26 protein-coding genes are annotated in these 25,538 nt (G+C 63.1%); 5 read left to right on the top strand and 21 right to left on the bottom strand.

Features of this window, described 5'->3' with window-relative positions; genetic code table 11:
- Positions 1–75 precede the first annotated feature (75 nt).
- From dprA to L1277_RS03205, 3 genes are read right to left on the bottom strand one after another with little or no spacing between them, the layout of a single operon-like run.
- On the bottom strand, positions 76–1,353 hold the full coding sequence (gene dprA, locus L1277_RS03215; protein ID WP_253374894.1) for a DNA-processing protein DprA: 1,278 nt from the start codon (positions 1,351–1,353) through the stop codon (positions 76–78).
- Between the two features lies 1 nt (position 1,354).
- Positions 1,355–2,884 carry a YifB family Mg chelatase-like AAA ATPase gene (locus L1277_RS03210; RefSeq protein ID WP_253374893.1) on the bottom strand — a complete coding sequence of 510 codons (1,530 nt, stop codon included), beginning with the start codon at positions 2,882–2,884 and terminating at the stop codon, positions 1,355–1,357.
- Positions 2,881–3,252: a YraN family protein gene (locus L1277_RS03205; RefSeq protein WP_253374892.1), complete on the bottom strand. Its 372-nt coding sequence runs from the start codon at positions 3,250–3,252 to the stop codon at positions 2,881–2,883. The genes L1277_RS03210 and L1277_RS03205 overlap by 4 nt, the downstream gene beginning before the upstream one ends.
- A gap of 159 nt (positions 3,253–3,411) precedes the next feature.
- Between L1277_RS03205 and L1277_RS03200 the strand changes: the two genes are divergently transcribed.
- Positions 3,412–4,272, top strand: a complete 861-nt coding sequence (locus L1277_RS03200; RefSeq protein ID WP_253374891.1) for an Fpg/Nei family DNA glycosylase — start codon at positions 3,412–3,414, stop codon at positions 4,270–4,272.
- 7 nt (positions 4,273–4,279) lie between these two features.
- Here the strand turns inward: L1277_RS03200 and L1277_RS03195 are convergent, their stop codons facing one another.
- Positions 4,280–5,485 (bottom strand): low temperature requirement protein A, encoded by a 1,206-nt coding sequence (locus tag L1277_RS03195; protein WP_253374890.1) that lies wholly within the window; start codon positions 5,483–5,485, stop codon positions 4,280–4,282.
- A gap of 117 nt (positions 5,486–5,602) precedes the next feature.
- Positions 5,603–5,905, bottom strand: a complete 303-nt coding sequence (locus L1277_RS03190; RefSeq protein ID WP_253374889.1) for a helix-turn-helix transcriptional regulator — start codon at positions 5,903–5,905, stop codon at positions 5,603–5,605.
- A 66-nt stretch (positions 5,906–5,971) separates the two neighbouring features.
- Between L1277_RS03190 and map the strand changes: the two genes are divergently transcribed.
- Positions 5,972–6,742: a type I methionyl aminopeptidase gene (gene map, locus L1277_RS03185; RefSeq protein ID WP_253374888.1), complete on the top strand. Its 771-nt coding sequence runs from the start codon at positions 5,972–5,974 to the stop codon at positions 6,740–6,742.
- A gap of 77 nt (positions 6,743–6,819) precedes the next feature.
- Positions 6,820–9,417, top strand: a complete 2,598-nt coding sequence (locus L1277_RS03180) for a DUF4062 domain-containing protein (protein WP_253374887.1) — start codon at positions 6,820–6,822, stop codon at positions 9,415–9,417.
- A 15-nt stretch (positions 9,418–9,432) separates the two neighbouring features.
- Here the strand turns inward: L1277_RS03180 and L1277_RS03175 are convergent, their stop codons facing one another.
- The 11 genes from L1277_RS03175 to L1277_RS03125 all read right to left on the bottom strand — a co-directional run bounded on the left by L1277_RS03175 (position 9,433) and on the right by L1277_RS03125 (position 15,844).
- Positions 9,433–9,756 carry a DUF2469 domain-containing protein gene (locus L1277_RS03175; protein ID WP_253374886.1) on the bottom strand — a complete coding sequence of 108 codons (324 nt, stop codon included), beginning with the start codon at positions 9,754–9,756 and terminating at the stop codon, positions 9,433–9,435.
- Positions 9,757–9,768: 12 nt separating this feature from the next.
- Positions 9,769–10,413 carry a ribonuclease HII gene (locus L1277_RS03170; RefSeq protein WP_253374885.1) on the bottom strand — a complete coding sequence of 215 codons (645 nt, stop codon included), beginning with the start codon at positions 10,411–10,413 and terminating at the stop codon, positions 9,769–9,771.
- Positions 10,413–11,162, bottom strand: coding sequence for a signal peptidase I (gene lepB, locus L1277_RS03165; RefSeq protein ID WP_253374884.1), 750 nt, complete (start codon positions 11,160–11,162; stop codon positions 10,413–10,415). The genes L1277_RS03170 and lepB overlap by 1 nt, the downstream gene beginning before the upstream one ends.
- Positions 11,163–11,230: 68 nt before the next feature.
- Complete coding sequence (gene rplS, locus L1277_RS03160) at positions 11,231–11,578, bottom strand: 50S ribosomal protein L19 (RefSeq protein ID WP_253374883.1); 348 nt, start codon at positions 11,576–11,578, stop codon at positions 11,231–11,233.
- A 177-nt stretch (positions 11,579–11,755) separates the two neighbouring features.
- Complete coding sequence (locus L1277_RS03155) at positions 11,756–12,253, bottom strand: hypothetical protein (RefSeq protein ID WP_253374882.1); 498 nt, start codon at positions 12,251–12,253, stop codon at positions 11,756–11,758.
- 55 nt (positions 12,254–12,308) lie between these two features.
- The gene (gene trmD / locus L1277_RS03150) at positions 12,309–13,031 is read right to left on the bottom strand and encodes a tRNA (guanosine(37)-N1)-methyltransferase TrmD (protein WP_253374881.1); all 723 of its coding nucleotides are present in this window, start codon (positions 13,029–13,031) and stop codon (positions 12,309–12,311) included.
- 50 nt (positions 13,032–13,081) lie between these two features.
- The gene (locus tag L1277_RS03145) at positions 13,082–13,414 is read right to left on the bottom strand and encodes a cupin domain-containing protein (RefSeq protein ID WP_253374880.1); all 333 of its coding nucleotides are present in this window, start codon (positions 13,412–13,414) and stop codon (positions 13,082–13,084) included.
- A gap of 153 nt (positions 13,415–13,567) precedes the next feature.
- Positions 13,568–14,200: a ribosome maturation factor RimM gene (rimM, locus tag L1277_RS03140; RefSeq protein ID WP_253375275.1), complete on the bottom strand. Its 633-nt coding sequence runs from the start codon at positions 14,198–14,200 to the stop codon at positions 13,568–13,570.
- A gap of 16 nt (positions 14,201–14,216) precedes the next feature.
- Positions 14,217–14,453: an RNA-binding protein gene (locus L1277_RS03135; RefSeq protein ID WP_090709355.1), complete on the bottom strand. Its 237-nt coding sequence runs from the start codon at positions 14,451–14,453 to the stop codon at positions 14,217–14,219.
- Between the two features lie 4 nt (positions 14,454–14,457).
- A complete protein-coding gene (rpsP, locus tag L1277_RS03130; RefSeq protein ID WP_253374879.1) occupies positions 14,458–14,880 on the bottom strand; it encodes a 30S ribosomal protein S16 in 423 nt (140 codons plus the stop codon).
- A 175-nt stretch (positions 14,881–15,055) separates the two neighbouring features.
- Positions 15,056–15,844, bottom strand: coding sequence for an LLM class F420-dependent oxidoreductase (locus L1277_RS03125; protein ID WP_253374878.1), 789 nt, complete (start codon positions 15,842–15,844; stop codon positions 15,056–15,058).
- An 83-nt stretch (positions 15,845–15,927) separates the two neighbouring features.
- Between L1277_RS03125 and L1277_RS03120 the strand changes: the two genes are divergently transcribed.
- Positions 15,928–17,067, top strand: a complete 1,140-nt coding sequence (locus tag L1277_RS03120) for a glutamate--cysteine ligase (protein ID WP_253374877.1) — start codon at positions 15,928–15,930, stop codon at positions 17,065–17,067.
- On the opposite strand, the gene ffh is transcribed toward L1277_RS03120, so the two are convergent.
- Genes ffh through smc form a run of 4 tightly spaced genes read right to left on the bottom strand, consistent with a single transcriptional unit; the run spans position 17,064 to position 23,633 of the window.
- Positions 17,064–18,629 carry a signal recognition particle protein gene (gene ffh / locus L1277_RS03115; RefSeq protein ID WP_253374876.1) on the bottom strand — a complete coding sequence of 522 codons (1,566 nt, stop codon included), beginning with the start codon at positions 18,627–18,629 and terminating at the stop codon, positions 17,064–17,066. The two genes, L1277_RS03120 and ffh, sit on opposite strands and share 4 nt — an antisense overlap.
- A gap of 57 nt (positions 18,630–18,686) precedes the next feature.
- Positions 18,687–19,187 (bottom strand): DUF2004 domain-containing protein, encoded by a 501-nt coding sequence (locus tag L1277_RS03110; protein ID WP_253374875.1) that lies wholly within the window; start codon positions 19,185–19,187, stop codon positions 18,687–18,689.
- 2 nt (positions 19,188–19,189) lie between these two features.
- Positions 19,190–20,065, bottom strand: coding sequence for a signal recognition particle-docking protein FtsY (gene ftsY / locus L1277_RS03105; protein ID WP_253374874.1), 876 nt, complete (start codon positions 20,063–20,065; stop codon positions 19,190–19,192).
- 31 nt (positions 20,066–20,096) lie between these two features.
- Positions 20,097–23,633 carry a chromosome segregation protein SMC gene (gene smc, locus L1277_RS03100; protein ID WP_253374873.1) on the bottom strand — a complete coding sequence of 1,179 codons (3,537 nt, stop codon included), beginning with the start codon at positions 23,631–23,633 and terminating at the stop codon, positions 20,097–20,099.
- A 189-nt stretch (positions 23,634–23,822) separates the two neighbouring features.
- On the opposite strand from smc, the gene L1277_RS03095 reads away from it, so the two are divergent.
- On the top strand, positions 23,823–24,917 hold the full coding sequence (locus tag L1277_RS03095) for a GNAT family N-acetyltransferase (protein ID WP_253374872.1): 1,095 nt from the start codon (positions 23,823–23,825) through the stop codon (positions 24,915–24,917).
- Positions 24,918–24,919: 2 nt separating this feature from the next.
- Here L1277_RS03095 and L1277_RS03090 read toward each other — a convergent pair whose 3' ends face one another.
- Complete coding sequence (locus tag L1277_RS03090; protein ID WP_253374871.1) at positions 24,920–25,489, bottom strand: histidine phosphatase family protein; 570 nt, start codon at positions 25,487–25,489, stop codon at positions 24,920–24,922.
- Positions 25,490–25,538: the final 49 nt, after the last annotated feature.

Genomic DNA, 25,538 nt, shown 5'->3' with positions numbered 1-25,538 from the left:
AAAGTTATTACCGCCGACTCACTCTGTGAGCCGTCATTGCTCTCGCTATATCTGCCGGTGGAGGGTTTGAGGACGTCAGCGACCTGCGGTGACGTATATCCAACCGTGTTGATGTTCCGCGACAGCACCGCCAATCTGAAGGACACCGAGAACCGCCTGCACAACGTCGATGGGCAGGCCAGTTCGCCTCGCGATGTCTGCCACCGGGCGGCCGGTTCGGGTGGTGAGAGCATCAAGAACCCGCAGTTCATCGGAGGTGAACGAAGCCGCGCCCCCAGTCTCGCTGGGGCGCAGAGGTTCGGCGACGGCGTCGCCCCCGTCGACGAGTTCTGCCATCTCATCGGCGTTGGTGACGCAGGTCGCGCCGTACTCCCGGATCAACCGGTGACAGCCCGCCGATGCGGCGCTTGTGACCGACCCGGGAACTGCGCCCAACGGTCGGCCCAGTGCTGCGGCATGCCCAGCGGTGTTCAGCGACCCCGAACGCCATCCGGCTTCGAGAACGACTGTTGCCTGGCTCAACGCTGCGATGAGTCTGTTCCGCTGAAGGAAGCGCCACTTTGTCGGCGATGCCCCGCAGGGAACTTCGGAGACGACAATGCCTGTTTCGACGATGCGCCCGATGAGGACGTCGTGTCCGCTCGGGTATGGGCGGTCGACTCCCCCGGCCAGGAAGGCCACGGTCGTTCCTTGTGACGCAAGAGCCGCGCGGTGCGCTGCCCCATCAATGCCGTACGCCGCACCCGATACGATTGCGAATCCGCGCCCCACAAGGGAACTCGCTGCCTCCACGGTGACGTGCTCACCGTAGCCGGTCGCTGCCCGCGCCCCAACCATCGATAGTGACCGCCTCGACTCGACGAAGCGGCCCGGGTTACCGCGCACCCACAGAGCGATCGGAGCATGCGCATCAAGGTCGTTGATACTCTCGGGCCAATCGGCGTCGTCCGGGGTAAGCAAAGTTGCGCGACTGTGAGCCGCCAAGCGGACGGCGGCGAGCGCGGCTGCCGAATTAAGTCGTGGCAACCATCGTGCGCGAGCCTTGTCGAGCTCCTCCGCCCAGCCCGGGCGCATGCTGTCCTCCCCCTGGGCTGCTTCCATCGCCTTCATTATCCGAGTTGTGCTCCACTGTTCGACCAGAGAGATCAGCGATGTTGAAGCGCCGACCGTCGCAATGAAACCGCCCGCTGTGCCGTCACCGGGCTCAGCCACAGTCGTCCATGCCGCTCGCGCAAATCGTTCCGCGCTGTCGTTAGCGCTTGCACCGGTGTGCCGTAACGACATCGTTGGCGTTGGTGCGACCGTAGCGATGGCCCGCCTGACCTCATCGGCGTCCAGTCCGAATAGCTGCATCTCAAATCCCCTTCCGAAGGAACAGTGCACGGCCGATATGTGCCTTCTCGGGACGCTCGACTGCATCGATGTCGGCCAATGTCCATGCCACTCGAAGCACCCGGTCATACCCGCGCATGGTGATGCTGCCGCGTTCGAGAGCCCGGTCGATGGGTTCTGTCACCTGCCGGGAAAGTACCCGGCTTCCCGTCCGCAGCCACGACCCCGGAACCTGACCGTTTGTTGCCCAGCCAGTTCCCTGCAGCCTCGCCATCCCGCGTTGGCGCGCATCAGCGACGATTTCCCGGCCGCGGGAACTGGTAATGCGGTCGCTCTCACCCGACATCAGCATTTCGGCTCGTGAAATCCGGTGAACGCGTAACTGGATATCGATCCGATCCATGAGTGGTCCGGAGAGCCGGCCCAAGTATCGACGAATAGCATTCGGCGGGCACACGCAGGTATTCTCACGGCTGCCGTACTGACCGCAGGGACATGGATTGGCTGCAAGCACAAGTTGGAATCGTCCCGGGAAGTGGGCAACTGCGTGCGACCGGTGAATGCTAATGGTGCCTGACTCGAGGGGCTGCCGGAGAGCGTCGAGAACGTTCGCATGAAACTCGGGCGCCTCATCGAGGAAGAGGACGCCGTGTGCGGCGCGGGCGGCCGCACCCGGGCGGATGAATTTGCTGCCGCCGCCAAGAATCGCGGCCGCGCTCGCTGTGTGGTGAGGGTTCTCGAACGGCGGTCGGGAGGCGAGCGCAGGGCCAATCGGTTGACCAGCAAGAGAGCGAATCGACGTCACATCAAGGGCTTCGGCCACACTGAGATCGGGCAAGACGCCGGGCAATCGCGCCGCGAGCATCGTCTTCCCTGCACCAGGAGGGCCGAGCATCATGAGGTGGTGGCCGCCGGCCGCAGCAACCAGTAACGCCTGTACGGCGTCTTCCTGACCGACGATGTCCGCAAGATCCAGGTCGTCTGGAGGTGCAGCATCCGTCACCGTCGCGAGGATAGGCGTCTCGGGCAGCGGCGACAACGCCGCGCCGTGCCAGATCGCCGCATCACGCAGAGATGTAACCGGGATAACTCGAACGTTCGGCACGAGACGTGCCTCCTGTTCATTGCCCGCAGGGACCATCACGGTGGTTCGCCCGGCGCGCACTGCGGCCAGCACCGCAGGGAGGATACCGGGAGTCGGGCGCAGGCGACCGTCGAGGCCGAGCTCGCCGATATGCACGACGTCATTGATGGAGTCATTGGATACAACGTTGTCGGCCGCCAGGCAGGACAGGGCAATTGCCAAGTCGAACCCGGACCCGTTCTTGGGCAGGCTCGCCGGCGAGAGATTCACGGTGATGCGTTGGCCCGACAGCCGGCACCCCGCGTTCGCCGCCGCCTGCCGCACGCGTCCCTCCGCTTCACCGAGCGACCGGTCGGCGAGCCCGATGATGATGAACTTGGGCAGCTGCGACGAGATGTCGGCCTCGACCTCGATCAGTGAACCGTCGAGCCCCAGCAATGCGATTGCCCACGTTCGACCGACCGTCATGAGTGCGCTCCAGCGAGATGTTCGATCTGCGGTGCCCCGGTGTACGGCAACAGGACAGCGATCACGTCGATGCGGATCACCGGGATGTGCGGATCATTATCAGCGCACCATCTTGCGGCCAGGCGACGAAGCCGGGCCAGTTTGGTGGGGGTGATGGCTTCAAACGGATGCCCGTAGGCAAGTGTTGAGCGCGTCTTCACCTCGACAAACGCCACAACATTGCCGCGGGTAGCGATGATGTCGATTTCGCCCTGCCGGCACCGCCAGTTGCGGTCGAGGATTCGGTAACCCTGCCCGACGAGGTGCTCGGACGCCAGGTCTTCACCACGATGACCCAGGGCGATGCGGTTCGATACGTATTCCTGCACACTCCGATGGTGGAGCGACGGGTGGTGTTTCAGTGGTGGTGTCCTTCGACCGGGGACTAACCGACCGGCGGAGCACCTTGTGAAGGACGGGTTGATGCATCGATTGGCGTCACAGATCAACCTCTGGACGATGTCGGCGCCGAGCGTAAGACTGAGGGGGTGCCTGAGCTTCCTGAAGTACATGCCCTCACCACCGACCTTGGCGCGCGTCTCAACGGCCGAGTGATCGACCGGCTCGATGTGATCGCGTTTGCAGCGCTCAAGACCTATGACCCGCCGGTCAGCGCCCTGTCTGGCACCACGGTGCACAGTGTCACTCGGCACGGGAAGTTCCTCGACATTGCGGCGGACGACCTTCACATTGTTATTCACCTCGCTCGCGCCGGATGGATTCGATGGCGCGAGAACGCGCCGGCACTCGCTGCCCGGGCCGGGAAAACGGCGCTCGCCGCCCGGCTCGTCCTCGACGACGGGTCAGGGCTCGACATCACCGAAGCAGGTTCGAAAAAGAGCCTTTCCGTGTCAGTAGTGCGTGATCCAGCCGAGGTTCCCGGCATCGCACGACTCGGACCCGACCCGTTGCAGGAGCACTTCACGCTCGAGACCTTCGCAGAGATCCTCCGCTCGGCGGGCAAATCGCAGCTCAAGGGTGTGCTCAGGAACCAGTCGATCATCGCCGGAATCGGAAATGCATACTCCGATGAGATTCTTCACACGGCGCGGATGTCGCCGTTCAAACCGGCCACATTGACCGATGACGAGGTGGCTCGTCTTTTCGACGCTCTGCAGTTCACGCTGCGCAACGCGATCGAGCGCGCTGACGGCCTCGCGGCATCCGAATTGAAAAAGGAAAAGAAATCCGGTCTTCAGGTGCACGGACGAACGGGCGAACCGTGCCCGGTATGCGGCGACATGGTGCGGCAGGTGATCTTCTCAGACACCACTTTTCAGTATTGTCCAACCTGCCAGACCGGTGGCAAGGTGCTCGCCGACCGAGTGCTCTCGCGGCTCCTCAAATAAGGGGGCGTCACCTAAGTGCTCGCTTCATCGCGGCGGCTTGACGCCGATGCAGACCCGCCTCGAACGCCACGATGATCACTGCAGGAGCAGCCGTCACGACCAGCAGGCATACGGCAAGCGAAACGCCCTGAGCCGCGAGCAGCATGGCAGCTGCCGCAAGAACGCCCGCACCGATGAACGGCACCACCTGGAATACGGCAACTTCGCCCAAAAGCAAGCTGCTCAGGACAAACAGCGTCGCACAGAAAAGCAGAACGGGCACAGCGACAGCAGTGATCGCGCCAACGACACCCACGTGGGCAGCTCCCTCAACGACGTAGGCCGCAACGTGAAGTCCAGCGCCGACCGCAGCGACCGATGCGAACAGTGCAATATGCCCGTAGCCCCATCCCCAACTCCGAGACCGATGTCGAGCAAGCAGCTCCCCGACAGGAAAGACGAAATACACCCACCACAATCCGAACGCCAACCCGATCCCTGCAACGGCGAGAGACACCGCTTCAACGCTCCAGCCCTGCAGGTCGACCACTGCCGACACTGAGGCAACGGTCCCAAGAATGACCTCGCCGAGAGCGATGATCGTGAGCAGCCCGTATCGTTCGGCGATGTGGTGCGGATGCCAGGTCGTGCTTCCGAACCGTGTTTCAGCCGTGATGGGTCCACCAAGCTCGACGAGGTACAGCACAACCGCGAACACGCCGAACCACCCAAGCGAGACATTTGCGACGGCAAGCGTGATCCATCCAACTTGCGCCACCGTGATGAACCCAGCGTAGGTGAGCACCACACGGCGCCTGGCGGGGTCACCGCGAGCAGCCCTCAGCCACTGAGCGATCATGGCAACGCGCATGACGACATAGCCGGCGACCACGATCTGGTTGTCGACGTATTGCCCGCCGTCAATGGAATCGAAGACAGCGGGCAGGCCGAGCGCCAGAATCAGCACACCGACCATTTGAACCATGGTCGTGATCCGAAAGAACCAATCGTCCGTGTCATAAGCGGACGCAAACCACGAGAAGTTGATCCAGGCCCAACAGATCGCGAACATGCAAAAGGCGAAGGACAGAAGAGCAGAACCCACATGTCCTTCGGCGATCAGATGGGAAAGTTCCGAACTCGCCTGACTGATTGCGACGACGAAGGTGAGATCAAACAGCAACTCAAGCGGCGTGGCCGTGCGATGGCGCTCCTCCGGGTCCCGCCCTGACATGGAGCGAAGGCGATAGTTTCGGGTGCGCTGAGAACCGCGGGTCTCGGGCTTCGACATGACGACCATCGTGGCACGGCTCCGCCGACGCACGAAAAAGTCGGAGTCGGTAACGTTCAGTCAGGAGGCGATGCGCATCGACGTTGTGTCAGTGGAGGCGTCGCGCCCAGAACCTTCACTCGGTCGAATAATCGCCGCCCAGACGTCGTCGAGAGACAAATCGAGGACACCAGCGATAGCGGCGATCGTTGGGAAGGCGGGAGTTGCGACTCGGCCGGACTCGATCTTGCGGAGAGTCTCGGGAGAGATCCCGGCATCGAGGGCAACCGCAAGCATCGAGCGTTGCTGACGCGCCTGACGCAGCAGCGCGCCGAGACGCTTTCCGCGCTCGACCTCATCGGATGTCAGGGGGACTCGCACCATGACACCAATACTAATACCGGGATTCCCTGACCGGTATAGTTATTGGTCGAGGAAACGAGGACTCACGTGATCGAAATTCTGACCGACGCCGAGCTGGACCGGGCACGGGCGTCCGGTGCTTTAGTGGGCACCATTCTGGAATCCCTGAAGAACCGAACCAGAGTCGGTACCAATCTTCTGGAGATCGATCGCTGGGCACAGAAAATGATCGCCGATGCGAATGCGGAGTCGTGCTACGTCGACTATGCGCCCTCGTTCGGACGTGGACCATTCGGTCACTACATTTGCACGTCGGTCAATGACGCCGTGCTTCATGGGCTGCCGCGCGATTACGCTCTGGCTGATGGCGACCTGCTCACCTTGGACATCGCGGTGTCGAAGAACGGCATCGCGGCGGACTCCGCCATCAGCTTTATCGTCGGGAAATCACGGCCCGCCGAGAGCACCGCCCTCATCGATGCCACCGAACGGGCGCTCGCTGCCGGCATCGCCGCCGCAGGGCCCGGTCAACGCATCGGCGACATCTCGCATGCCATCGGATCGGTACTTTCCGAGGCGGGATATCCGATCAACACCGAGTTCGGCGGGCACGGCATCGGTTCAACGATGCATCAAGACCCGCACATCACTAATACCGGTCAACCCGGTCGCGGATATCAACTCCGGTCCGGCCTGCTGCTGGCACTTGAACCGTGGATCATGGTGGACACCGATGCGCTCGTCACCGACGCCGACGGCTGGACCCTGCGCAGCGCCACAGGATGCCGCACGGCCCATAGCGAACACACGATTGCAATCACAGCGAGCGGCGCAGAGGTTCTGACAGTCGCCCGGTAATCCCGCTCGGTCGAATAACCTGAGCGACCCTCAAATAAGGTCTAGACCGCGACCCGCGCATTCGGCAGACTTTCCCCATGACGCATACCCAGGGTGGTATCCGAACACCCGATCAACGGTTGCGAGTCTTCGTCAGTTCCACCCTGAAGGAACTCGCCATCGAGCGAAAATTCGTGCGCGCCGCCGTCGAGCGATTGCATCTCGCACCGGTGATGTTCGAACTGGGCGCACGCCCGCATCCGCCGCGCGAGTTGTATCGGGCCTATCTGGAACAGAGTGACATCTTCGTTGGGATCTACGCTGAGCGATACGGGTGGGTGGCACCTGGCGAGTCGGTGTCCGGGCTTGAAGATGAGTACAACCTCTGCACCGACCTGCCCGAACTCATCTACATCCGCGAACCAGCCCCAGGCCGGGAGCCCCGGCTCGCCGAGCTTCTCATCCGAGTGCGCGACGACGACCAGGCCGCATTCAAGTCATTCGCGACACCGCAGGAACTTCGACGACTTGTCGAGGCCGACCTTGCCACCCTCCTGGCGGAGCGATTTGACCAGAGCCGCCAGCCATCAACCGACGCCATCACTGTCCCTGCAGTCACCACGACGCGCTCGAGGGCCATCCCTACGGCACTCACCGAGCTGATTGGCCGGGAAGCAGAGCTGTCCTCGATCGAGGAGCTGCTTCGCAAAGAGCCCGTTCGTCTCGTCACGCTCCTCGGTTCAGGCGGCATCGGCAAAACCCGCCTCGCACTTGAACTTGCTCGACGGGTTGCCACGGACCCGCACGTTGAGGTGACCCTCGTTGATCTCTCCCCCGTCAGCGACGCCGCCCTTGTTCCGAACGCCATCGCTGAGGCCCTGGGCGTCCTGGACACCGGTGACGAACCAGTTATGGACAAACTCCGCACCGCCCTTGGCGACCGCAACATGCTCATCGTCCTCGACAACTTCGAGCAGGTGCTCGACGCCGCCCCGACACTCAGCACCCTGCTCGCCGGTGCGCCGGGCGTCACCTTCCTCGTCACCAGTCGATCGCTACTTCGAATCTCCGCAGAACATGCCGTCGAGGTCGAACCGCTTGGGCTCCCCACTATGGCGAAGTCACTGAGTCCACGCAAAGCAATGACCGCGGCGTCGGTCGCACTCTTCGTCGAGCGAGCCCGTGCCGTGAAGCCCGACTTCGAAGCCACACCAGACAACGTCGGCGCCATCGCCGCAATCTGCGTCGCACTCGATGGTGTCCCCCTCGCTCTCGAGCTTGCGGCCGCAAGAATTCGACTGCTCCCTCCCGCGGCCATCCTTGAACGGCTCGACCGTCGGCTGTCTCTGCTCTCCGGTGGGGCGAGAGACCTACCGCCCCGACAGCGAGCGCTCCGGAGCACCATCGAGTGGAGTACCAACCTGTTGGGTTCCGACGAGAAGCGACTCCTCGCCCGCCTGGGCGTCTTCGCGGGAAGCTTTTCCCTTGAGGCAGTCGAATCCGTGGCTGGCGTGTCAGACGCAAGCGGGGATGACATCGTTTCGGCGCTCGGGGTCCTTGTCGACAACAGCCTCGTCCGCGAATCAGATCGCGGCGGTCGGCCCTATTTCTCGATGCTGGCTACCGTGCGGGAATACGCCCTCGAACAACTCGACAGCTCTGGCGACGGCACTGCCGCGCGATCAGCACACGCACGGTATTACCTCGGGGTCGCGGCACGGGTCGAAGATGACCTCGAGGGAACTCTGCAGCACGACATCATCGAGCAGCTCAATCTCGACCGCGACAACCTGCGAGCGGCCGCCCGGTATCTCCTCGACACCGCAGACTTCGATGCCATTGCCCAATTCGCCTGGTGCCTCCTGATCTACTGGTGGGTCGCTGGTCTCCTCGGCGAAGTCAGGGCGTGGATGGACGAGGTACTCGCATCGAACACACCAATCACCGAGCGCACGCGCGCCATCGCGCTCTACTTCACTCGATCGATCACGCTCTGGCACGATGCGAACGACCACGTGGTTCCTGGACTTGTCGAATCGGTTGATCTGTTCCACAGCATTCACGACAGCGTTGGTGAGGGTTTCGCTCTAATCTTCCTTGCCCTCGCCATGGTCGCCGACACCCAGCCGAACACCTTCAGCGCGCAACAGTCGCTCGAGCGCAGCGTCCAGCTGCTGCACAACGCGGACTATCGCTGGGGTGAAGCAATGGCTCTGGTCACACTCGGGCGCCTCGCACTCATGCAAAACGCGGTGCCCGACGCCATCGGACGATTCGAGCAAAGCCTCGCCCTGACCCGCGAGGGACACGACGACCTCGGCACCACCGTCGCCCTGCAGCACCTCGGCTGGGCCCAGTTCGTCAACGGCAAGACCCTCGATTCACGCCGACTCTTCGAAGAGAGTCTGGCAACGGCCGCGCACATCGGGCACGCCGAGGGTGTGGCCTACGGCTTGGAGGGGCTCACCGCCATCGCTGCGGCCGAACGCCGCCTGAAGAGAGCCGGCCGCTTACTTTCGGCCGCCGACGAGTTGCGCAAGCAAACCGGGTTGTCCGGCGCGAACCGGTTCTCGTTCGCTGAGCGCTATCTGGCGCCCCTGCTGGCCGCTGAAAACAGCGAGCGACTCGCCACAGGCACAGCCAGTCCTGGCCTGTCGATCGACGAGGCCGTTGAATACGCGCTCCGCACCGACTGAGCCGGGTGCGACACACTACTCGTCGAGCGCGAGTTCCTTCGGCAGTTCAAAGTCGCGCGTCGAAAGCTCTTCGATGTTGACGTCCTTGAACGTGAGAACGCGCACGCTCTTTACGAAGCGATCCGAGCGGTAAACGTCCCACACCCAGACATCCGTCATGGTGATCTCAAAATAGAAGTCATGCTCCGTGTCGCGGCGGACGAGGTCGACGTCGTTCGCCAGATAGAACCGTCGCTCCGTCTCAATCACAAACTTGAACTGTGAAACAACGTCTCGGTACTCGCGATACAGGGCAAGCTCGACCTCGCGGTCGTAGTCCTCGAACTCGTCTTCTTCCATGGTGAGTCCATCCTACGCGTAGGAAACGAGCCAGCTCTTCCGGTGAAAATCGGTCATTCCGAGCTGCCGAATCGCGTCCAGGTGCTCCCCGCTGCCATACCCCTTGTTGCCACTCCAGCCGTAGCCAGGCGTCACGGCGTCCTGCGCGATCATCATGCTGTCGCGGTGCACTTTTGCCAGAACGGATGCCGCGGCAACCGACACACAATCCCGGTCAGCTTTGATGCGGGTGCGAATATCGAGCGGGCTCGTGAGTACCGGGCTCAACCAATCATGATTGCCGTCGAGCAGGATGACACTCGATGAGACGTCTGCGCCCTGGGCGTGAAGCGAGTGGAGAGCCCGTTTTCCGGCAAGGCCGAGGCAGTGAGTGATGCCGAGATCGTCGACCTCCCTTGCATCAGCCATTCCCACCGCACCAAAAAGCACCCATTTTCGCAGCAGCGGCTCAAGTTCCTCCCGGCGCTTCTGGCTCAGGAGCTTCGAATCACGCAGTCCCTTGGGGTGGTTGCCACAGGTTTCGGCCACGACGGCCATCCCGACAGCGACCGGGCCGGCAACGGCTCCCCGACCGACCTCGTCACACCCAATGACGAACTGTGTGCCCGACGAGTAGAACTCACGCTCAAGGTCATCGGTCGGGTCGGACACCGCCATCACTGCTGGTCCGCATCCCGGATGCCGGCAAAGACGGCGGGGTGGTTGTCGAGCCAGCTCCAATGCGCGCTCGGCCAACTGATGACAAAGGCACGACCGACCACGTTGTCCACGGGCACAAAGCCGTTTCCCGGCTGCTGGCGGTTGTACCGCGAATCCTTGGAGTTGTACCGGTTGTCGCCCATCACCCACAGGGAGTTCGCGGGCACTGTCACGTCGAAAGCGTCCTTCGACACGTTCGTGACGCCAGCGGGAAGGGTGATGTACGGCTCGTTCAGCGGCACGTCGTTCACGCTCATCTGGCCGAGCGTGTTGCAGCAGACGACATGGTCCCCCGGGAGCCCGATCACGCGTTTGATGAGGTGATCGTCGCTGTCGGAGGCGGAGAGCCCAACGGCCGAAAGCACCCAGTCAACGGCGGCCACCAGCGGGGGCTGGGTCGGTTCGGCTGTTGGCGGCAGCCATCCGCCCGGGTCGCGGAAGACGACGACATCGCCGCGCTCGAGATCGACGAGGTTCGGAACGAGTTCGTTCACGAGGATGCGGTCGTCGATCTGCAGGGTTTGTTCCATCGAACTCGACGGAATGAAGAACGACCGCACGAGGAACGTCTTGATGAGGAAGGAGACGAGCAACGCCACCAGGAAGATCACGAGAACGTCCCTTACAAAGAGGAGAACGCCCTTCTTCTGGGATCGCCGTCGAAGCCGTGCAGAGGTGTTGTCTGCTGGCACTGATGTTTCTGTCATTTAACCGCCCGAGCTCCCCACCAGTTTATCGGTGGGGAGCTCGGGATAGTTTCGCTCAGGCAGCGAACTTAGTTGAAGCGCTTTTCCTTGATCTTCGCCTTCTTGCCGCGCAGTTCGCGGAGGAAGTAGAGCTTGGCACGACGAACGTCACCGTGGGTGACGACCTCGATCTGCTCGATGACCGGGGAGTGAACCGGGAATTTACGCTCGACTCCAACACCGAAGCTGACCTTGCGAACGGCAAAGGTCTCGCGGACGCCTTCGCCCTGGCGACCGATAACGATGCCCTGGAAGACCTGGATTCGAGAACGGTTGCCCTCAACGATGTTGACGTGAACCTTGACCGTGTCACCGGCGCGGAATTCGGGGATGTCGCTCTTGAGGGATGCTGCATCGACGCTGTCGAGGATGTGCATGATAATTCGCTCTCTGTAACCGCCACAGGTCGACTACGCATAAGGGATAGTTGAAAGGTGTCCGCTGCCTTGAGAATTCAAGACGAAAGGCGCTTACTCCCCTGTGGCAGAGTCCGGCCGCGGCACAATGTTCTATTCTGCCATGAAAGGGATGCCACGTGCAAAGCGAGCGAGTCGCTATCGGTGATCGTCCTGCGGGTTCTCCTGCACGATGATGACGTTCTCGCCGCCAGGTCCGGACTGCGGGACCCGTCGCTGGGTTGGCGCCGTCGCCATCTGTTCGAATTCCGCGAGCGTTTCGCGCGCCCGCTTGGCGGCGTCCTTGAAGAAGGCCCAGACGACGTACCAGAACGCGGCGATTCCGACGAGAACGCCAAGCACAGCGAAGGTTGATGTGTTCGGGCCGAACAGCCCGAAGCCGATGATCAGTGCGTGCCACAGTGTAAGGACGGCGACGTCCCACCAGGCAACGGCTTTCTCCCGCCGCACCGAGGGACGCACGGCGATGAGGGCCGACACGGCCAACAGAACGACGAAGAGGATCGGCATGGCGACGACCAGGCCAAGGAACTCCCAGCCACCTCCGCCAAAGATCCCCCATCCGACGAGCGGCCAGATGGGGAGGGCTACGGACGCGATGAACATCCAGGTCCGGAATGTCCGACGTACAATCATGCGCTCAGCCTAGGACGCTGTGCTGGGAAAGTCCCCGCGATCTGAGGGTGATCGCTCAGGGCTGAAGCAAGTCGGGTCGCACCCGCCGGGTACGCTCCAATTGCTGCTCGCGGCGCCACGCGGCGATCGCGCCGTGGTTCCCGCTGAGCAGGATCGGCGGAACGTCGAGTCCGCGCCACGATGCGGGCTTCGTGTAGCTCGGCGCTTCGAGCAGCCCGTCCTCGTGCGACTCTTCAACGAGCGAGTGAGGGTTCCCCACAACACCTGGAATCAGTCGACCGATCGCTTCGATCATGGCCATCACGGCGACCTCTCCCCCGTTGAGTACGTAGTCACCGAGGCTGACCAGCCGCACGCGAGCGCGGGTAGCGGTGTGGTCAAACACCCGCTGGTCGATGCCCTCATACCGGCCACAGCCAAAGACGAGATGCTTTTCGGCGGAGAGTTCCCGGGCCATCGCCTGGGTGAACACCTCGCCGGCCGGCGACGGGAAGATGACGATCGGGCCGTCATCGAGGGTCTCGCTGGAGGCGTCGGCTCGCTCCGTGTCGGATGTGAGGATTCCGTCGAGAATCTCACCCCACGGTTCGGGCTTCATAACCATGCCCGCTCCCCCGCCGTACGGGGTGTCGTCGACGGTGCGGTGACGATCGGTCGTGGCGTCGCGCAGGTTGTGCACGCCGAGGTCGATGATTCCGGACTGGCGGGCCTTGCCGAGGAGGGAGATGTCGAGCACGTCGAAGAACTCGGGAAAGATCGTGACGATGTCGATACGCATAAGGGAAATCCTATGCGGCGGGGCAGCGGCAGCGTGACCGCGCGGTCCCGTCAGCCGAGCTTCACCACCGTGAGAAGGATGACGGAATCTTCGACGGCTTCGAGGCTATGTCGAGCATCGGGAACGATGAGCAAGTCCCCGATCCAACCGGACCACGAGGTGGGCCCTGCCTCCAGAATTACTCTCCCGACGAGCACCTGAACTGTGGCCTCACCCGGATTCTCGTGCTCACTGAGCTTCTCGCCGGCGCGGAACGCGATGAGGGTTTGCCGTAGAGCGTGCTCGTGTCCGCCGAAAATCGTTGTCGCGCTTCGTCCGCTCGACGCGACCTTCGCGTTCTCGAGTTCGTTCCGGGCGAGTGCGGTGAGTGAGGTCTTCTGCATGGCTGGGCTCCTGAACAGTTGCCCTAACCCTAAGCGAGAATCGAGGGTTTGGCCTCGCTCACCAGCACGATCGCTTCCGCAAGACTGCGCCTCAGCGACGAGCCGCATGAAACCGATCCACTGCCAGAAGCATGGAACGGTCTCGAGGCGGAGTTAGGCCTGCGGGGCGTCGTCGTCGTTGGCCACGGTCCCGACCGAGTCGGTCGAAGTGGAGTCCACGTCCTCGGCGGCGGATGCGTCATCCTCGTCGTCCTCGGGCAACTCTTCGAAGAGTCCGGCGGGAGGCGTGATGGTGACAATTCCTGCGGCGATGTCGACGGCGGGAACGAGTGCTTTGACGAAGGGGAGCATGACCTCACCCTTGTCGGTCTTGACGATGAGGAGATCTTGGGCCGGGAAGTGCTCGACGCGAGCGACGCTTCCGATTGTCTGGCCGTCTCGAGAGACCGCGAGTCCGACGAGCTGGTGGTCGTACCAGGCGTCTTCCTCCGAGGAGGGCTCAGCGGTGTCTTGCTCAATCCACAGGATCGCTTTGACGAGGGTCTCGGCCGCTGTGCGGTCGGGAACACCTTCGAAGAATCCGACGGGGTGTCCGTTGTACCAGCGCAGTTCGTTCAGCGTAAGCGTCTTGCCGTGCCAGGGCGACCCGGTAGGAACCTGAAGGGTAAAAACGGCACCGGGGACGAAACGCTTGTCCGGGTCGTCGGTGAAGAGTTCGAGCTTGATGGCTCCCTTGAGCCCGTGGGCCTTCGTGAGCCGACCCACCCGTAGCTGGGTCTTCGGCATCTTGTCGGTGCTCACCTTAGGAATCGGTGTCGACGACGTCGACGCGAACGCGTCGACCATCGGCGAGGGCAGAAACCAGGGTGCGCAGTGCCTTTGCCGTTCGGCCAGAGCGGCCGATCACCCGGCCGAGGTCCTCGGGGTTCACACGAACCTCGAGGACCTCACCGCGTGGTGAGCTCTGCGCTACGACGGTCACGTCGTCCGGATTGTCAACAATCCCCTTGACGAGGTGTTCGAGAGCAGGTGCGAGCAATGTGTTACGCCTTGTCTTCTTCTGCAGCGGTCTCGTCTGCGGAAGCGGCCGGAGCCTCTTCCTTAGCGGCCGGCTTCTCTGCCTTCGGCTTGAGAACAGGCTTCTTCTTCTCGTCAGCAACGAAAGGAACCTTCGGCTCCTTCACCTGAACGGTCGAAACAGCGTTCTTGTCGCCCTTGAACTTGCCCCAGTCGCCCGTGAGCTTGAGGAGTGCAGCGACCTGCTCGGTCGGCTGTGCGCCGACGGAGAGCCAGTACTGTGCACGCTCCGAGTTGACCTCGATGAAGGAGGGGTTTTCGGTGGGGTGGTACTTGCCGATCTCCTCGATGACGCGGCCGTCGCGCTTGGTGCGCGAGTCAGCAACGACGATGCGGTAGAACGGTGCGCGGATCTTGCCCATGCGCTTCAAACGAATCTTGACAGACACAATTCTCCTGAATTATTTGTTGTGTGATTGTGCTCGTCACCGGGAGCGTGGGGGCACACTCGGTCCGAAAGCTTTTATTGCTGTAGCGCCTGATTAGAGGGTCGGGCGGGTACAGACTCGACTAACCATTCTGTCAGATATTTCGGCAATCTGTGACCACCCGCCCGAGTTGTAGCTAGCCATTCATACTGTCGCGCCACGCCAGCCACCGCTTAACCTTCGCGATGTCGTAGTCAGGACCGCTGAGTCCGACTGTAAACATCGTCGTGCCGAGGGCGTGCAGCTTCTCCGCGTTCTCCTCGGTTGAGCTTCGCAACTCGGTGGAGATCTCGATCTCGCTGACGTCCCGGCCGACCGCTTCGCCGTGACCTCGCAGCACCTCGAGCTTCTCGGCCAAGACCTCGGGAGAGCTGAAGCTGTGCCAGATATCGGCGTGTTCGGCGACGATCCGCAGGGTTTTCTTCACTCCGCCACCGCCGATCATGACGGGGATCTTTCGAGTCGGCGCCGGGTTGAGCTTCGACCAACGATCCTCGATGACCGGGAGGTCGCGGCTGAGCGCAGCAATTCGGCTACCCGGTGTGCCGAATTCGAATCCGTACTCGTCGTAGTCGCGTTCGAACCAGCCGGCGCCGGTTCCGAAGATGAAGCGTCCGCCAGAGATGTGGTCGAGCGTTCGGGCCATGTCGGCCTGGAGGTTGGCGTTGCGGTAGCTGTTGCAGTTCACCAGGGTGCCGAATTCGACCCGGCTGGTCTGCTCAGCCCAGGCGCCCAGCATGGTCCACGCCTCAAAGTGAAGACCATCGGGCTCACCGGACAGCGGGAAGAAGTGATCCCAGTTGAAAAGGATGTCGACGCCGGCATCTTCCAGTTCCGCGACAGTATCCCGGATTGTGGAGTATTCGGCGTGCTGGGGTGCCAACTGAGCGCCAATGCGGATGGGGCGGTTCAGAGAAGTGGTCATAACGAAAGCCTAGGCCTACTGTTTGGTCGTCATGGGACAATTACCGTGTGCTGCGATCCCCGCGGCGGAGGTGGAACAAGCGTATGGGCATCGAGTTCACGCGGTCAGAGCGATCGACAGTTGGTATCGAATGGGAACTTGCGCTCGTTGATCGCAACAGCGGTGAACTTGTTTCTGTCGCAGACGAAATCCTGCGTGCCCTGGAGGACCCGGCTGGCCAGCCCCACCCCCACATCACCGGTGAACTTCTGCTCAACACCGTCGAGCTGGTCAGCTCCGTTCACCATCGTGTCCGGGACGCCGTCGCCGACCTGGATGGACAGCTTCGAGAGGTCCGCCGTGTCACCGACCCTCGCGGAATCGAGCTCATCGGCAGCGGTTCACACCCATTCGGCCAGTGGTATGACCAGCCGGTGGCGAATAAGGCGCGCTACCACAAGCTCATCGAACGAACCCAGTGGTGGGGGCGCAACATGCTCATCTGGGGCATGCACGTTCACGTGGGGATCGAGGACCGCGAGAAGGTCATGCCGATTCTCAACAGCATGCTGCGGTTCTTTCCACACCTGCAGGCACTCAGCGCATCGAGCCCGTTCTGGGGCGGCGTCGACACAGGGTATGCGTCCAACCGATCCTTGATGTTCCAGCAGCTGCCGACAGCAGGCCTGCCATACCAACTGACCAGTTGGCCGGATTTCGAAGCGTATGTCGACGACATGAAGGCGACCGGCACAATCGAGGACTACACCGAAGTGCGGTGGGATATTCGTCCGTCACCGCACTGGGGAACCATTGAGGTTCGGTTCTGCGATGGTGCGTCCACTCACGCTGAGCTCGCTGCCATCGCCGCACTCATCCACTGCCTGGTTGAACACCTCTCCACTCTGCTGGACGAGGGAGAAGAACTCCCCACACTCCAGCCGTGGTACGTGCGCGAGAACAAGTGGCGCTCTGCCCGCTACGGCCTCAACGCTGTCGTCATCACCGACCACCACGGTACGCAGAAGCCGGTGAGTGATGACATCCGCGATCTGGTGAACGTTCTCGAACCCATCGCATTACGGTTGGGTTGCGCCGAGGAACTCGCGTCGATTGTGCCGCTGATCGACGCTGGCGGCAGCGCTCAACATCAGCTCGCGACGGCTGCCGCAAACGACGGTGATCTCACGGCAGTGGTGCGAACCCTCATCGCCGATCTGCGTGAGGGTTCAGCACCGGCCTAGCGGCCGAGGAACTTTTGCAGGCTGGCGAGTTCCTCTTCGGTCGGCGCGGCCGAACCGGCCGCTCCCCCGAGTCCGAAGCCGGTTCCGCCGGGAGCACCCGCTGAGGCTGGTTTGGCACCAGACGCGAGCGCGGCGTTCTCGGTCGCACGCTTCGCCGGGTTTCCGCTCTTCGAACCCTTCTTCTTGGGCTGCTGCTTCTTGGAACCTCCGCCGCGCGCGCCGGGGATCGGTCCCATTCCGGGAATCTGCGGAACGCCGCCCTTGGCGACGGTCTTCATCATCTTCGCGGCCTGCTCGAAACGGTTGACGAGCGCGTTCACCTCGGTCACGGTTGATCCGGAACCACGCGCGATGCGCAACCGGCGTGACCCATTGAGCAGTTTCGAGTTCTGGCGCTCGGCAAGCGTCATCGACTGGATGATCGCCTCGGTACGGACGATCTCCCGCTCGTCGAACGAGTCGAGCTGCTGCTTCATCTGGCCCATGCCAGGAAGCATGCCCATCATCTTCTTGATGGAGCCCATGTTGCGCAGCTGCTGCATCTGCTTGAGGAAGTCGTCAAGCGTGAAGGTCTCGGTCGAGAACTTCTCCGCCATGGCGCGGGCTTCGTCCTCGTCGAACGCCTGCTGCGCCTGCTCGATCAGGGTGAGGATGTCACCGAGGTCGAGGATGCGGCTGGCCATCCGGTCGGGGTGGAAGGGCTCGAAGTCGTCGAGTCCCTCACCGGTGGAGGCGAAGATGATCGGCCGACCGGTCACCGATGCGACGCTGAGCGCCGCACCACCGCGGGCGTCACCGTCGAGCTTGGACAGCACGACTCCGGTGAAGTCGACGCCTTCCTGGAAGGCCTGCGCCGTCTTGACGGCATCCTGGCCGATCATGGCGTCGATGACGAAGAGGACCTCGTCGGGGTTGACGGCCTTGCGGATGTTCGACGCCTGCTTCATCAGCTCGGCATCGACGCCGAGCCGACCGGCGGTGTCGACGATAACCGTGTCGAACTGCTTGGTCTTCGCGTACGCGATCGAGTCACGAGCCACGCGAACCGGGTCACCCACTCCATTGCCGGGCTCGGGAGCGTAAACGGCAACTCCGGCCTGTTCGGCCACGACACTCAGCTGGGTCACGGCATTGGGGCGCTGGAGGTCAGCCGCAACGAGCAGCGGAGTGTGCCCGTCTTTGGCCAGCCACTTGGCGAGCTTTCCGGCGAGGGTGGTTTTACCTGCACCCTGCAGACCGGCAAGCATGATGACGGTCGGCGGGTTCTTCGCGAACTCGAGCCGACGCTGCTGCCCGCCGAGAATTGCCACGAGCTCGTCGTTGACGATCTGAACGACCTGCTGGGCCGGGTTGAGCGCCTTGTTGACCTCGTCGCTGAGGGCGCGTTCCCTGACCTTGCCGGTGAATTCCTTGACGACGTCGAGCGCGACGTCGGCGTCGAGCAATGCGCGACGAATCTCGCGAACGGTGCCGTCAACATCGGATGCCGACAGCGACCCCTTCTTGCGGAGGTTCTTAAAAGTCTCGGAGAGCCGGTCTGAGAGGTTTCCAAAAGTAGCCATTTGACGACCAGTTTACCGAGCCTGGCCGGGTGTTGGAGACCCGACAGCGCGACGCGGCTACTCGAGCAGTTCGATGCCCACCGATTCGCCCCGGTTGGACAGCGAAACCACGAGCGCGAGATCGGAGTTGTCGGGGTCGAAGGCAAACTCGAACGCCGCGAACGGCGCGCTCTCCCCGGTCTGGTGCGGGGAAATGCTTACCCGGACGAGTTGCAGTGACCGGATGATGTCGACATCGTTGTCACCCGAGCGGTCGACGAGCATCTCGAGGAGGTCGTCACCGGCCTCCTCGACGGTCGACTCGATGAAGCTCGTCACGTCGGAGTTGCGGTTGTCGACGTCGCTGAGCATCGCTTCGCGAGCACGAAGGTCGAGTCCGTCGAGCGAACTCACGAAGCCCGCTGCCGTGTCGAGTCCTTCGAGGGTGACCGTCTGGCCACCGGGCGAGCTCACCGAGACGTCGACAGCCTGGTCGCCGACCTCGACGGTCTCCGACCAGTAGATCGCTCCGTCTGCATCGGTCTCGAGCGCGCCGAAAAAGTCGTGTTCGGTTGTCATGGTCAGCCCACCAGTTTCTGTGCAAAGACGTGCGGGGTGAAACCGGTGAGGTCGTGAATGCCCTCTCCCTGCCCGACGAGTTTGATCGGGATCCCGGTCTTTTCCTGCACGGCGAGCACGAAGCCGCCCTTGGCCGAGCCGTCGAGCTTGGTGAGGACGAGGCCCGTGACTCCGGCGTGTTCGATGAACGCTTCGGCCTGCGCGAGTCCGTTCTGTCCGGTGGTGGCGTCAAGAACGAGCAGCACTTCAGAGATCGGTGCCTGCTTCTCGATCACCCGGCGAATCTTCGAGAGCTCATCCATCAGGCCGCCCTTGGTCTGCAATCGCCCGGCGGTGTCGATGAGCACGATCTCGATGCCGTTGCGCTTAGCGAAATCGACGGTCTGGAACGCCACAGATGCGGGATCCTGCCCCTGCTGCTGAGGGCGGACGATCTGTGCTCCCCCGCGCTCCGCCCAGGTGGCGAGCTGTTCTACGGCTGCGGCACGGAACGTGTCTGCTGCGCCGACAACAACGGTGCGCCCGTAGGTGCCGAGGAACTTCGAGAACTTGCCGATGGTCGTGGTCTTGCCGACGCCATTGACACCGACGACCAGAACGACGGCTGGCCGCTCGGTGAGCTTCAGGGTGGTGTCATATTTCGAGAGACGTTCTTCGAGTGATTCGCGAAGCATCCGCTGAAGGTCACGTGGATCCGTCGTGCGGTAACGATCAACCTTCTCGTGCAGGTCGTCGATTACCGCTTCGGTGACGTCGGGTCCGAAATCTGCGGTGAGCAGGGCGTATTCGAGATCTTCCCACGTGTTTTCGTCAATCGTGGGCTTCGAGAACATGCCCTTCAGGGCGCCTGACAGTGACCAGGACGAAAGTTGTGCCATGCACTAAGACTAACGAGAGTCGGGGCTGGAGTTAGCCCGCTTTCTCTTCGTTCGCCACGCGCTGACCGACGACGGCCGAAACACCGTCCTGGCGCATCGAGACCCCGTAGAGCGCGTCGGCGATTTCCATGGTGCGCTTCTGGTGCGTGATGACGATGAGCTGGCTTGAGAGCCGCAGGTCCTCAAAAATGGTGAGCAGCCGGCCCAGGTTGGCGTCGTCGAGCGCGGCCTCGACCTCGTCCATGATGTAGAACGGGCTCGGCCGGGCCTTGAAGATGGCGATGAGCAGCGCGACGGCCGCGAGTGAGCGTTCACCGCCGGAGAGCAACGAGAGCCGCTCGATCTTTTTTCCGGCGGGCTTCACGGTGACCTCGATGCCCGTTGTGAGCATGTCGTCGGGGTTGGTCAGCGATATTGACCCGGTTCCGCCAGGGAACAGCACGGGGAACACCTCGCCGAACGCCGTGAGGGTGTCTTCGAACGCGCTGGCAAAAATAGTCTGCATCTTGTCATCGAGCTCCTCGATGATCGTCAGCAAGTCCTTGCGCGTGTTTGTCAGGTCGGTGAGCTGCTCGGTGAGGAACTTGTGGCGCTGCTCCAGCGCAGCGAATTCCTCGAGCGCGAGCGGGTTCACCCGGCCCAATTGCGCCAGTTTGCGCTGCGCCTTATCCAGTCTCTTCTGCTGGTCAGGACGCGAGAAGCGGATGCCGTCACTCTCGGTTTCGGAATCGCCGTCGATCGGCGCCGCGTCGGTCGCAATCAGCACCTCCGGCCCGTACTCGGCAACGAGCACGTCCTCAACGAGACCCAACTCGCTCGCGGCGCGCTCGAGGAGGCTCGAAAGGTGAAGCTTCTTCTCATAGATCTGCAGTTCGAGCCCGTGCACGTTCTCGGTGATCACCTGCAGGCGTTCGCGGAGACTCTGCTCCTCGCGGCGCAGCCCGGTCAGTTCGGCATTCTGGCTGGCCCGTTCTTCCTCGGCCTTCGCCAGCACGAGTTTCGCCTCCGCGACCGATCCGTCGACCGAATCGAGGACGGAGGGGAGGATCTCGGCGACGGCGGTTGCCGCGTCGACCTGCTGCTGACGGATGACCGCCCGCCGGGCCGCAGCTTCGGCGGCGACCCGGTCGGCCTCCATCTGAGCGAGCAGGTTCTTGACCCGTTGCTCTTCGGAACGCACGCGCTCGCGCGCCGTCTCGAGTTGCAGGCGGGACTCAACCTCTCGCTCGCGAGCCTGCTCGAGCTCGCCCTGGAGGGTCTCACGGCCGGAGACGTCGAGGATGGGACGGGGACGCGAGCGCGCGGTATCCAGTTCGGCTCTGGCTTTATCTGCGGCCGCCTCGGCCTCGGCGACAGCACTGGCGGACTGGGCAAAGGCCGCGCTCAGCCGTTCGCTCTCCGCGGTCGACGCCTCGACCTGCACCCGTGCACGGTTAAGCTTCTCCGCCTGCGCGGCGAGCTGTGCGTCGAACTCGCGGAGGGCAGCGAGCGCGGCCTTCGAGCGTTCCTTCGCTGAACTGAGGGTGGCGCGCTGCTCGGCCAACTCGAAGCGAACGTCTTCGAGCGCCGCGGTGACCTCGGTCAGTCGTTCTGCAGCGGCGTCACGCTCGGCGATGAGCTCGATTCGTCCCTGCTTCGCACCCGAGCCGCCGCGCAACACGAAGTCGGTGAGCACGTCGCCGGAGCGCGTGATCAGGGTCACCGGTCCGCCAATGTTCGCGAGCTGCGGGGCGGCGGCGCGAGCCGCGTCAACGTCGTCGGCAATGCCGATGAAACCGAGGATACCGAGCACCCCGTCGGGAGCCGTGACAATATCTGTCGCTGGAACCACGCCGGCAACCGACGGCCATTCGACCGACCGGCGGGAAGCATCCGCTATGACAATCTCGACCCGACCGAGGTCGTGATCCTTCGCGTGGGCGATGGCGCGCTCGGCTGCGGCGCGGTTGTCGGCGAGCAGCCCATCGGCGAGGGTGCCGAGGGCGGCGGCGATGGCAGCCTCGAAGCCCGGCGACACCGAGACCGCTTCGGCGACGAGGCCGCGGATGCCGTCGAGCCCGGCCGCGATGAGATCAGCCGAGCCGTCCTTGATGTTGAGCGCCCGCGAGAGGGCACTGGTTTGGGCGGCGAGCGCGTCACGCTCACGTTCATGGCCGTGTAGCAGTTCGCGGAGGCGTTCAATCTCGGCTTCGGTTTCAAAGACCTGGGCCTGGGCGAGTTCGTAGGCCTCATCGAGTCCGTTTTCGCCGGCGTCGACGTCTGCGGCAGACTCCTCCACCTCTTCGGCATTGCGGAGCGCGGCCTCACGGCGTTCGGTCGCGGCCTGGAGGGCGTTCTCCTGCCGGAGGCGCTCGCCCCTCACGGCGGCAAGGCGTGACGCCGCGGCGTCGGCCTGGCCGGTGAGCTTGGTGATCTCGAGGTCGTGTTTGGACACGAGTGCGCTCTGGGCGGCGATCTCCATGTCCATGGCGTCGAGCCGCTCGCGCGACGCGAGCGTGGCCTGCTGCGCCGACCGCCAGGCATCTTCAGCCGTGAGGATCACCTGCTTGAGCGTCTCAACCTCGGCCCTGGCATCGTCGACCATGCCACGGGTCACGCTCGACGACGCGTCGAATGACTCGGACTGCGCACCGAGAAGCGCCAGCCTTTGGTTGGCGAGGGTGAAAAGGTTGCGAAGTCGTTCCTGCACCGATTCGAGGGCGAAGCTTGTGCGTCTGGCCGCATCAACCGCGTCACCCACCTGCGCCTGCTCGATGCGGGCAATGCGCAACTGCTTCTGCTCGAGCTGCTCCTGCAGCACGACACGCTCGGTGTGTCGCTCGCTCTCGGTGCGACCGTATCCATCAAGCAGGGCGCGGAGCGTGACCACCTCATCGGCGAGCAACCGTGCCTTGGCATCACGAACGATCGAGGCGATCGACTGGGCCTCACGGGCGATCTCTGCCTGGTGTCCCAACGGCTTGAGCTGTCGGCGGATCTCCCCGGCCAGGTCACTCAACCGGGTGAGGTTGGTCTGCATCGCCTCCAGTTTGCGGAGCGTCTTCTCCTTGCGACGGCGGTGCTTGAGGATTCCAGCCGCTTCCTCGATGAAACCGCGGCGCTCCTCCGGGGTGGCACGCAGCACCGCGTCGAGTTGGCCCTGGCCGACGATGACATGCATCTCACGGCCGAGGCCCGAATCGCTCAACAGCTCCTGCACGTCGAGCAGCCGGCAGGTTTCGCCGTTGATGGCGTACTCGCTGCCGCCGTTCCGGAACAGGGTTCGACTGATGGTGACCTCGGTGTACTCGATCGGCAACGCCCCGTCCGAGTTGTCGATGGTCAGGATCACCTGGGCACGGCCGAGAGGGCCGCGAGTTGACGTCCCCGCGAAGATGACGTCTTCCATTTTGCCGCCGCGAAGCGTTTTGGCGCCCTGCTCCCCCATCACCCAGGCCAGAGCATCAACAACATTGGACTTGCCGGACCCGTTGGGTCCGACCACACAGGTGACCCCGGGCTCGAACGCGAACGTCGTCGGTTGCGCAAACGATTTGAAGCCCTTGAGGGTGAGGCTCTTCAAATACACGTGCGCTCCGGTTCCATGGCGCCGTTCTGGCGCACAAATCTCTGCACTACCGTACCGAACGAACGCCCTTACACCCCGATAGACCCGGGCAAGCACGGCAAATATCGACCCTTTACAGCTGACGCGCGCCCTGCCTAAGCTGGTCCGCTGCCCGCGCGCCGCGGCAGCAACGGACATCGGGAGCCTCTCATGACAATTTCTGCGGATGTTTCCGGCCTGTCAATCGATGAAGCCCCGCTTCCTGCACGCCTCGATTCACCCGAGGGCCAGGACTTCACCGAAATGGTCGAGCTCCGCAACACGATCGAGCGCGAGATCCTGGGCACCGACGACGCGGCGCCAACAGCGCGTGAGCTCCTCGCCACCTTTCGAGACCCATATGCACCCAAACGGCTTTTCCTCGCCCGGCTGAACGGTGGCGTCGTCGGGCGTGGAGTGTACGAGTGGCAGCCGGAGGAGAACGCTCCGGCTGCGTTCATCGAAGTGCAGGTCGCCAGCACGATGCGCAGGCACGGCATCGGAACGGCGATACTGACTGTCCTCGAACGAATCGCTGCCGAGAACGGCCTCACGGTGATCCAGTCGTGGAGTTCCCATGCCCTCCCCGCGTCTTCTGAAGTGCTCGTGCCGCCGACCGGATTCGGCGCCGTCGATCGAGACTCGGCCGCCGTGCGGTTCGCCCGTGCCCACGGTTACTCCTTAGAGCAGGTCGACCGGATCTCGCGCGTCGAACTACCGATGAGCGCCGACCTCCTCACCGAGCGTCGTCGCGACGCTGAGCCACACGCTGTGGACTATGAAGTCGTGCAATGGGCGGGCCGGTGCCCCGATCGATGGCTCACCGACATGGCGCGTCTCCACCAGCGGATGTCGACCGATGCCCCGGCGGCCGCCATCGAATTCGCCGAGGAGCTCTGGGACGACGATCGAATGCGCAACCTGAATGATATGAACGAGGCAGGTGGGCGGCTCAACCTGACCTCGGCCGCCCTCCACGTTCCGTCCCAACGATTGGTCGGCTACACCGACATTGCTGTACCCGAACAGGAGGGGCGACCTGCCGTTCAGGAGGACACCCTTGTGCTCAAGGAGCATCGGGGACATCGACTAGGGACGCTGCTCAAGCTCGCCAACCTCGAGCAGGTCATGCGTGTCTCCCCCACGACGCCGCGCATCACGACCTTCAATGCCGAGGAGAACCGGCCCATGCTCGACGTCAACGAAGCTGTCGGTTTCGAGGCGATCGGCTGCGAAGCGGCGTGGAAGAAAGCGGTCGGAAGCTAGGCTCAGCCGACCGGCACTTCGATGACCGGTTCGTCGTTGACGCTCAACACGCGCCACTCGTCACCGTTGCGGTCAAACGTCGCGACAGACCCGTTACGGATCTGATCGAACTCTCGGCCCGCCAATGCCGACAGCGTGTACCGAATCAGGGTGCCGTGGCACACGATCAGAGTGTTGCGATCACCGTAGTCGGCGTGAACCCGTTTCAGCGCGGCCGTGCCTCGGGCAACCACGGACTCGATTGATTCAAGACCCGGGTAGTTGTGGTCCGGCCACCGCTCGGCGATGATCTCGGCGGTTGCACCCTCGGCGTCGCCGTAGTGCCGTTCGACCAATTCGTCGTACGTGGGCCCCAACTCAATACCGAGTCCCTCAGCGATGATCGACGCGGTCTCCCGTGCACGGCTCAGGGGCGAGCTCACAATTGCATCCCAGGTCACCCCGTCGAGGGTTGCGACCGCGTCGCGCGCCTGCTGGCGCCCGGTGTCATTGAGCGGAATGTCGGTGGATCCCTGGAGCCGCAGTTCGAAGTTCCAGTTCGTCTGTCCATGGCGGATGAATGCAAGCGTCATATTCCCATCCTCGCCGGGGATCGCCGTTCTCCCTAAACGAGCGAATGGG

The organism is Okibacterium sp. HSC-33S16 (assembly GCF_024171565.1).
GTDB lineage: Bacteria > Actinomycetota > Actinomycetes > Actinomycetales > Microbacteriaceae > Mycetocola_A.
Note: the sequence above shows the minus strand (reverse complement) of the source record. Positions and strands in the feature narration are given on the sequence as shown.

What these genes read in the sequence shown, in the direction of transcription:
- L1277_RS03155 (WP_253374882.1), bottom strand. Translation starts at nt 12,253, where the DNA reads ATGATTGTACGTCGGACATTCCGGACCTGGATGTTCATCGCGTCCGTA.
- L1277_RS03195 (WP_253374890.1), bottom strand. Translation starts at nt 5,485, where the DNA reads ATGTCAGGGCGGGACCCGGAGGAGCGCCATCGCACGGCCACGCCGCTT.
- rimM (WP_253375275.1), bottom strand. Translation starts at nt 14,200, where the DNA reads ATGCCGAAGACCCAGCTACGGGTGGGTCGGCTCACGAAGGCCCACGGG.
- L1277_RS03170 (WP_253374885.1), bottom strand. Translation starts at nt 10,413, where the DNA reads ATGGCGGTGTCCGACCCGACCGATGACCTTGAGCGTGAGTTCTACTCG.
- L1277_RS03145 (WP_253374880.1), bottom strand. Translation starts at nt 13,414, where the DNA reads ATGCAGAAGACCTCACTCACCGCACTCGCCCGGAACGAACTCGAGAAC.
- L1277_RS03180 (WP_253374887.1), top strand. Translation starts at nt 6,820, where the DNA reads ATGACGCATACCCAGGGTGGTATCCGAACACCCGATCAACGGTTGCGA.
- ftsY (WP_253374874.1), bottom strand. Translation starts at nt 20,065, where the DNA reads ATGGCACAACTTTCGTCCTGGTCACTGTCAGGCGCCCTGAAGGGCATG.
- L1277_RS03190 (WP_253374889.1), bottom strand. Translation starts at nt 5,905, where the DNA reads ATGGTGCGAGTCCCCCTGACATCCGATGAGGTCGAGCGCGGAAAGCGT.
- L1277_RS03090 (WP_253374871.1), bottom strand. Translation starts at nt 25,489, where the DNA reads ATGACGCTTGCATTCATCCGCCATGGACAGACGAACTGGAACTTCGAA.
- L1277_RS03210 (WP_253374893.1), bottom strand. Translation starts at nt 2,884, where the DNA reads ATGACGGTCGGTCGAACGTGGGCAATCGCATTGCTGGGGCTCGACGGT.
- rplS (WP_253374883.1), bottom strand. Translation starts at nt 11,578, where the DNA reads ATGCACATCCTCGACAGCGTCGATGCAGCATCCCTCAAGAGCGACATC.
- dprA (WP_253374894.1), bottom strand. Translation starts at nt 1,353, where the DNA reads ATGCAGCTATTCGGACTGGACGCCGATGAGGTCAGGCGGGCCATCGCT.
- L1277_RS03175 (WP_253374886.1), bottom strand. Translation starts at nt 9,756, where the DNA reads ATGGAAGAAGACGAGTTCGAGGACTACGACCGCGAGGTCGAGCTTGCC.
- L1277_RS03120 (WP_253374877.1), top strand. Translation starts at nt 15,928, where the DNA reads ATGGGCATCGAGTTCACGCGGTCAGAGCGATCGACAGTTGGTATCGAA.
- trmD (WP_253374881.1), bottom strand. Translation starts at nt 13,031, where the DNA reads ATGCGTATCGACATCGTCACGATCTTTCCCGAGTTCTTCGACGTGCTC.
- L1277_RS03125 (WP_253374878.1), bottom strand. Translation starts at nt 15,844, where the DNA reads ATGACCACTTCTCTGAACCGCCCCATCCGCATTGGCGCTCAGTTGGCA.
- L1277_RS03110 (WP_253374875.1), bottom strand. Translation starts at nt 19,187, where the DNA reads ATGACAACCGAACACGACTTTTTCGGCGCGCTCGAGACCGATGCAGAC.
- L1277_RS03095 (WP_253374872.1), top strand. Translation starts at nt 23,823, where the DNA reads ATGACAATTTCTGCGGATGTTTCCGGCCTGTCAATCGATGAAGCCCCG.
- lepB (WP_253374884.1), bottom strand. Translation starts at nt 11,162, where the DNA reads ATGACAGAAACATCAGTGCCAGCAGACAACACCTCTGCACGGCTTCGA.
- ffh (WP_253374876.1), bottom strand. Translation starts at nt 18,629, where the DNA reads ATGGCTACTTTTGGAAACCTCTCAGACCGGCTCTCCGAGACTTTTAAG.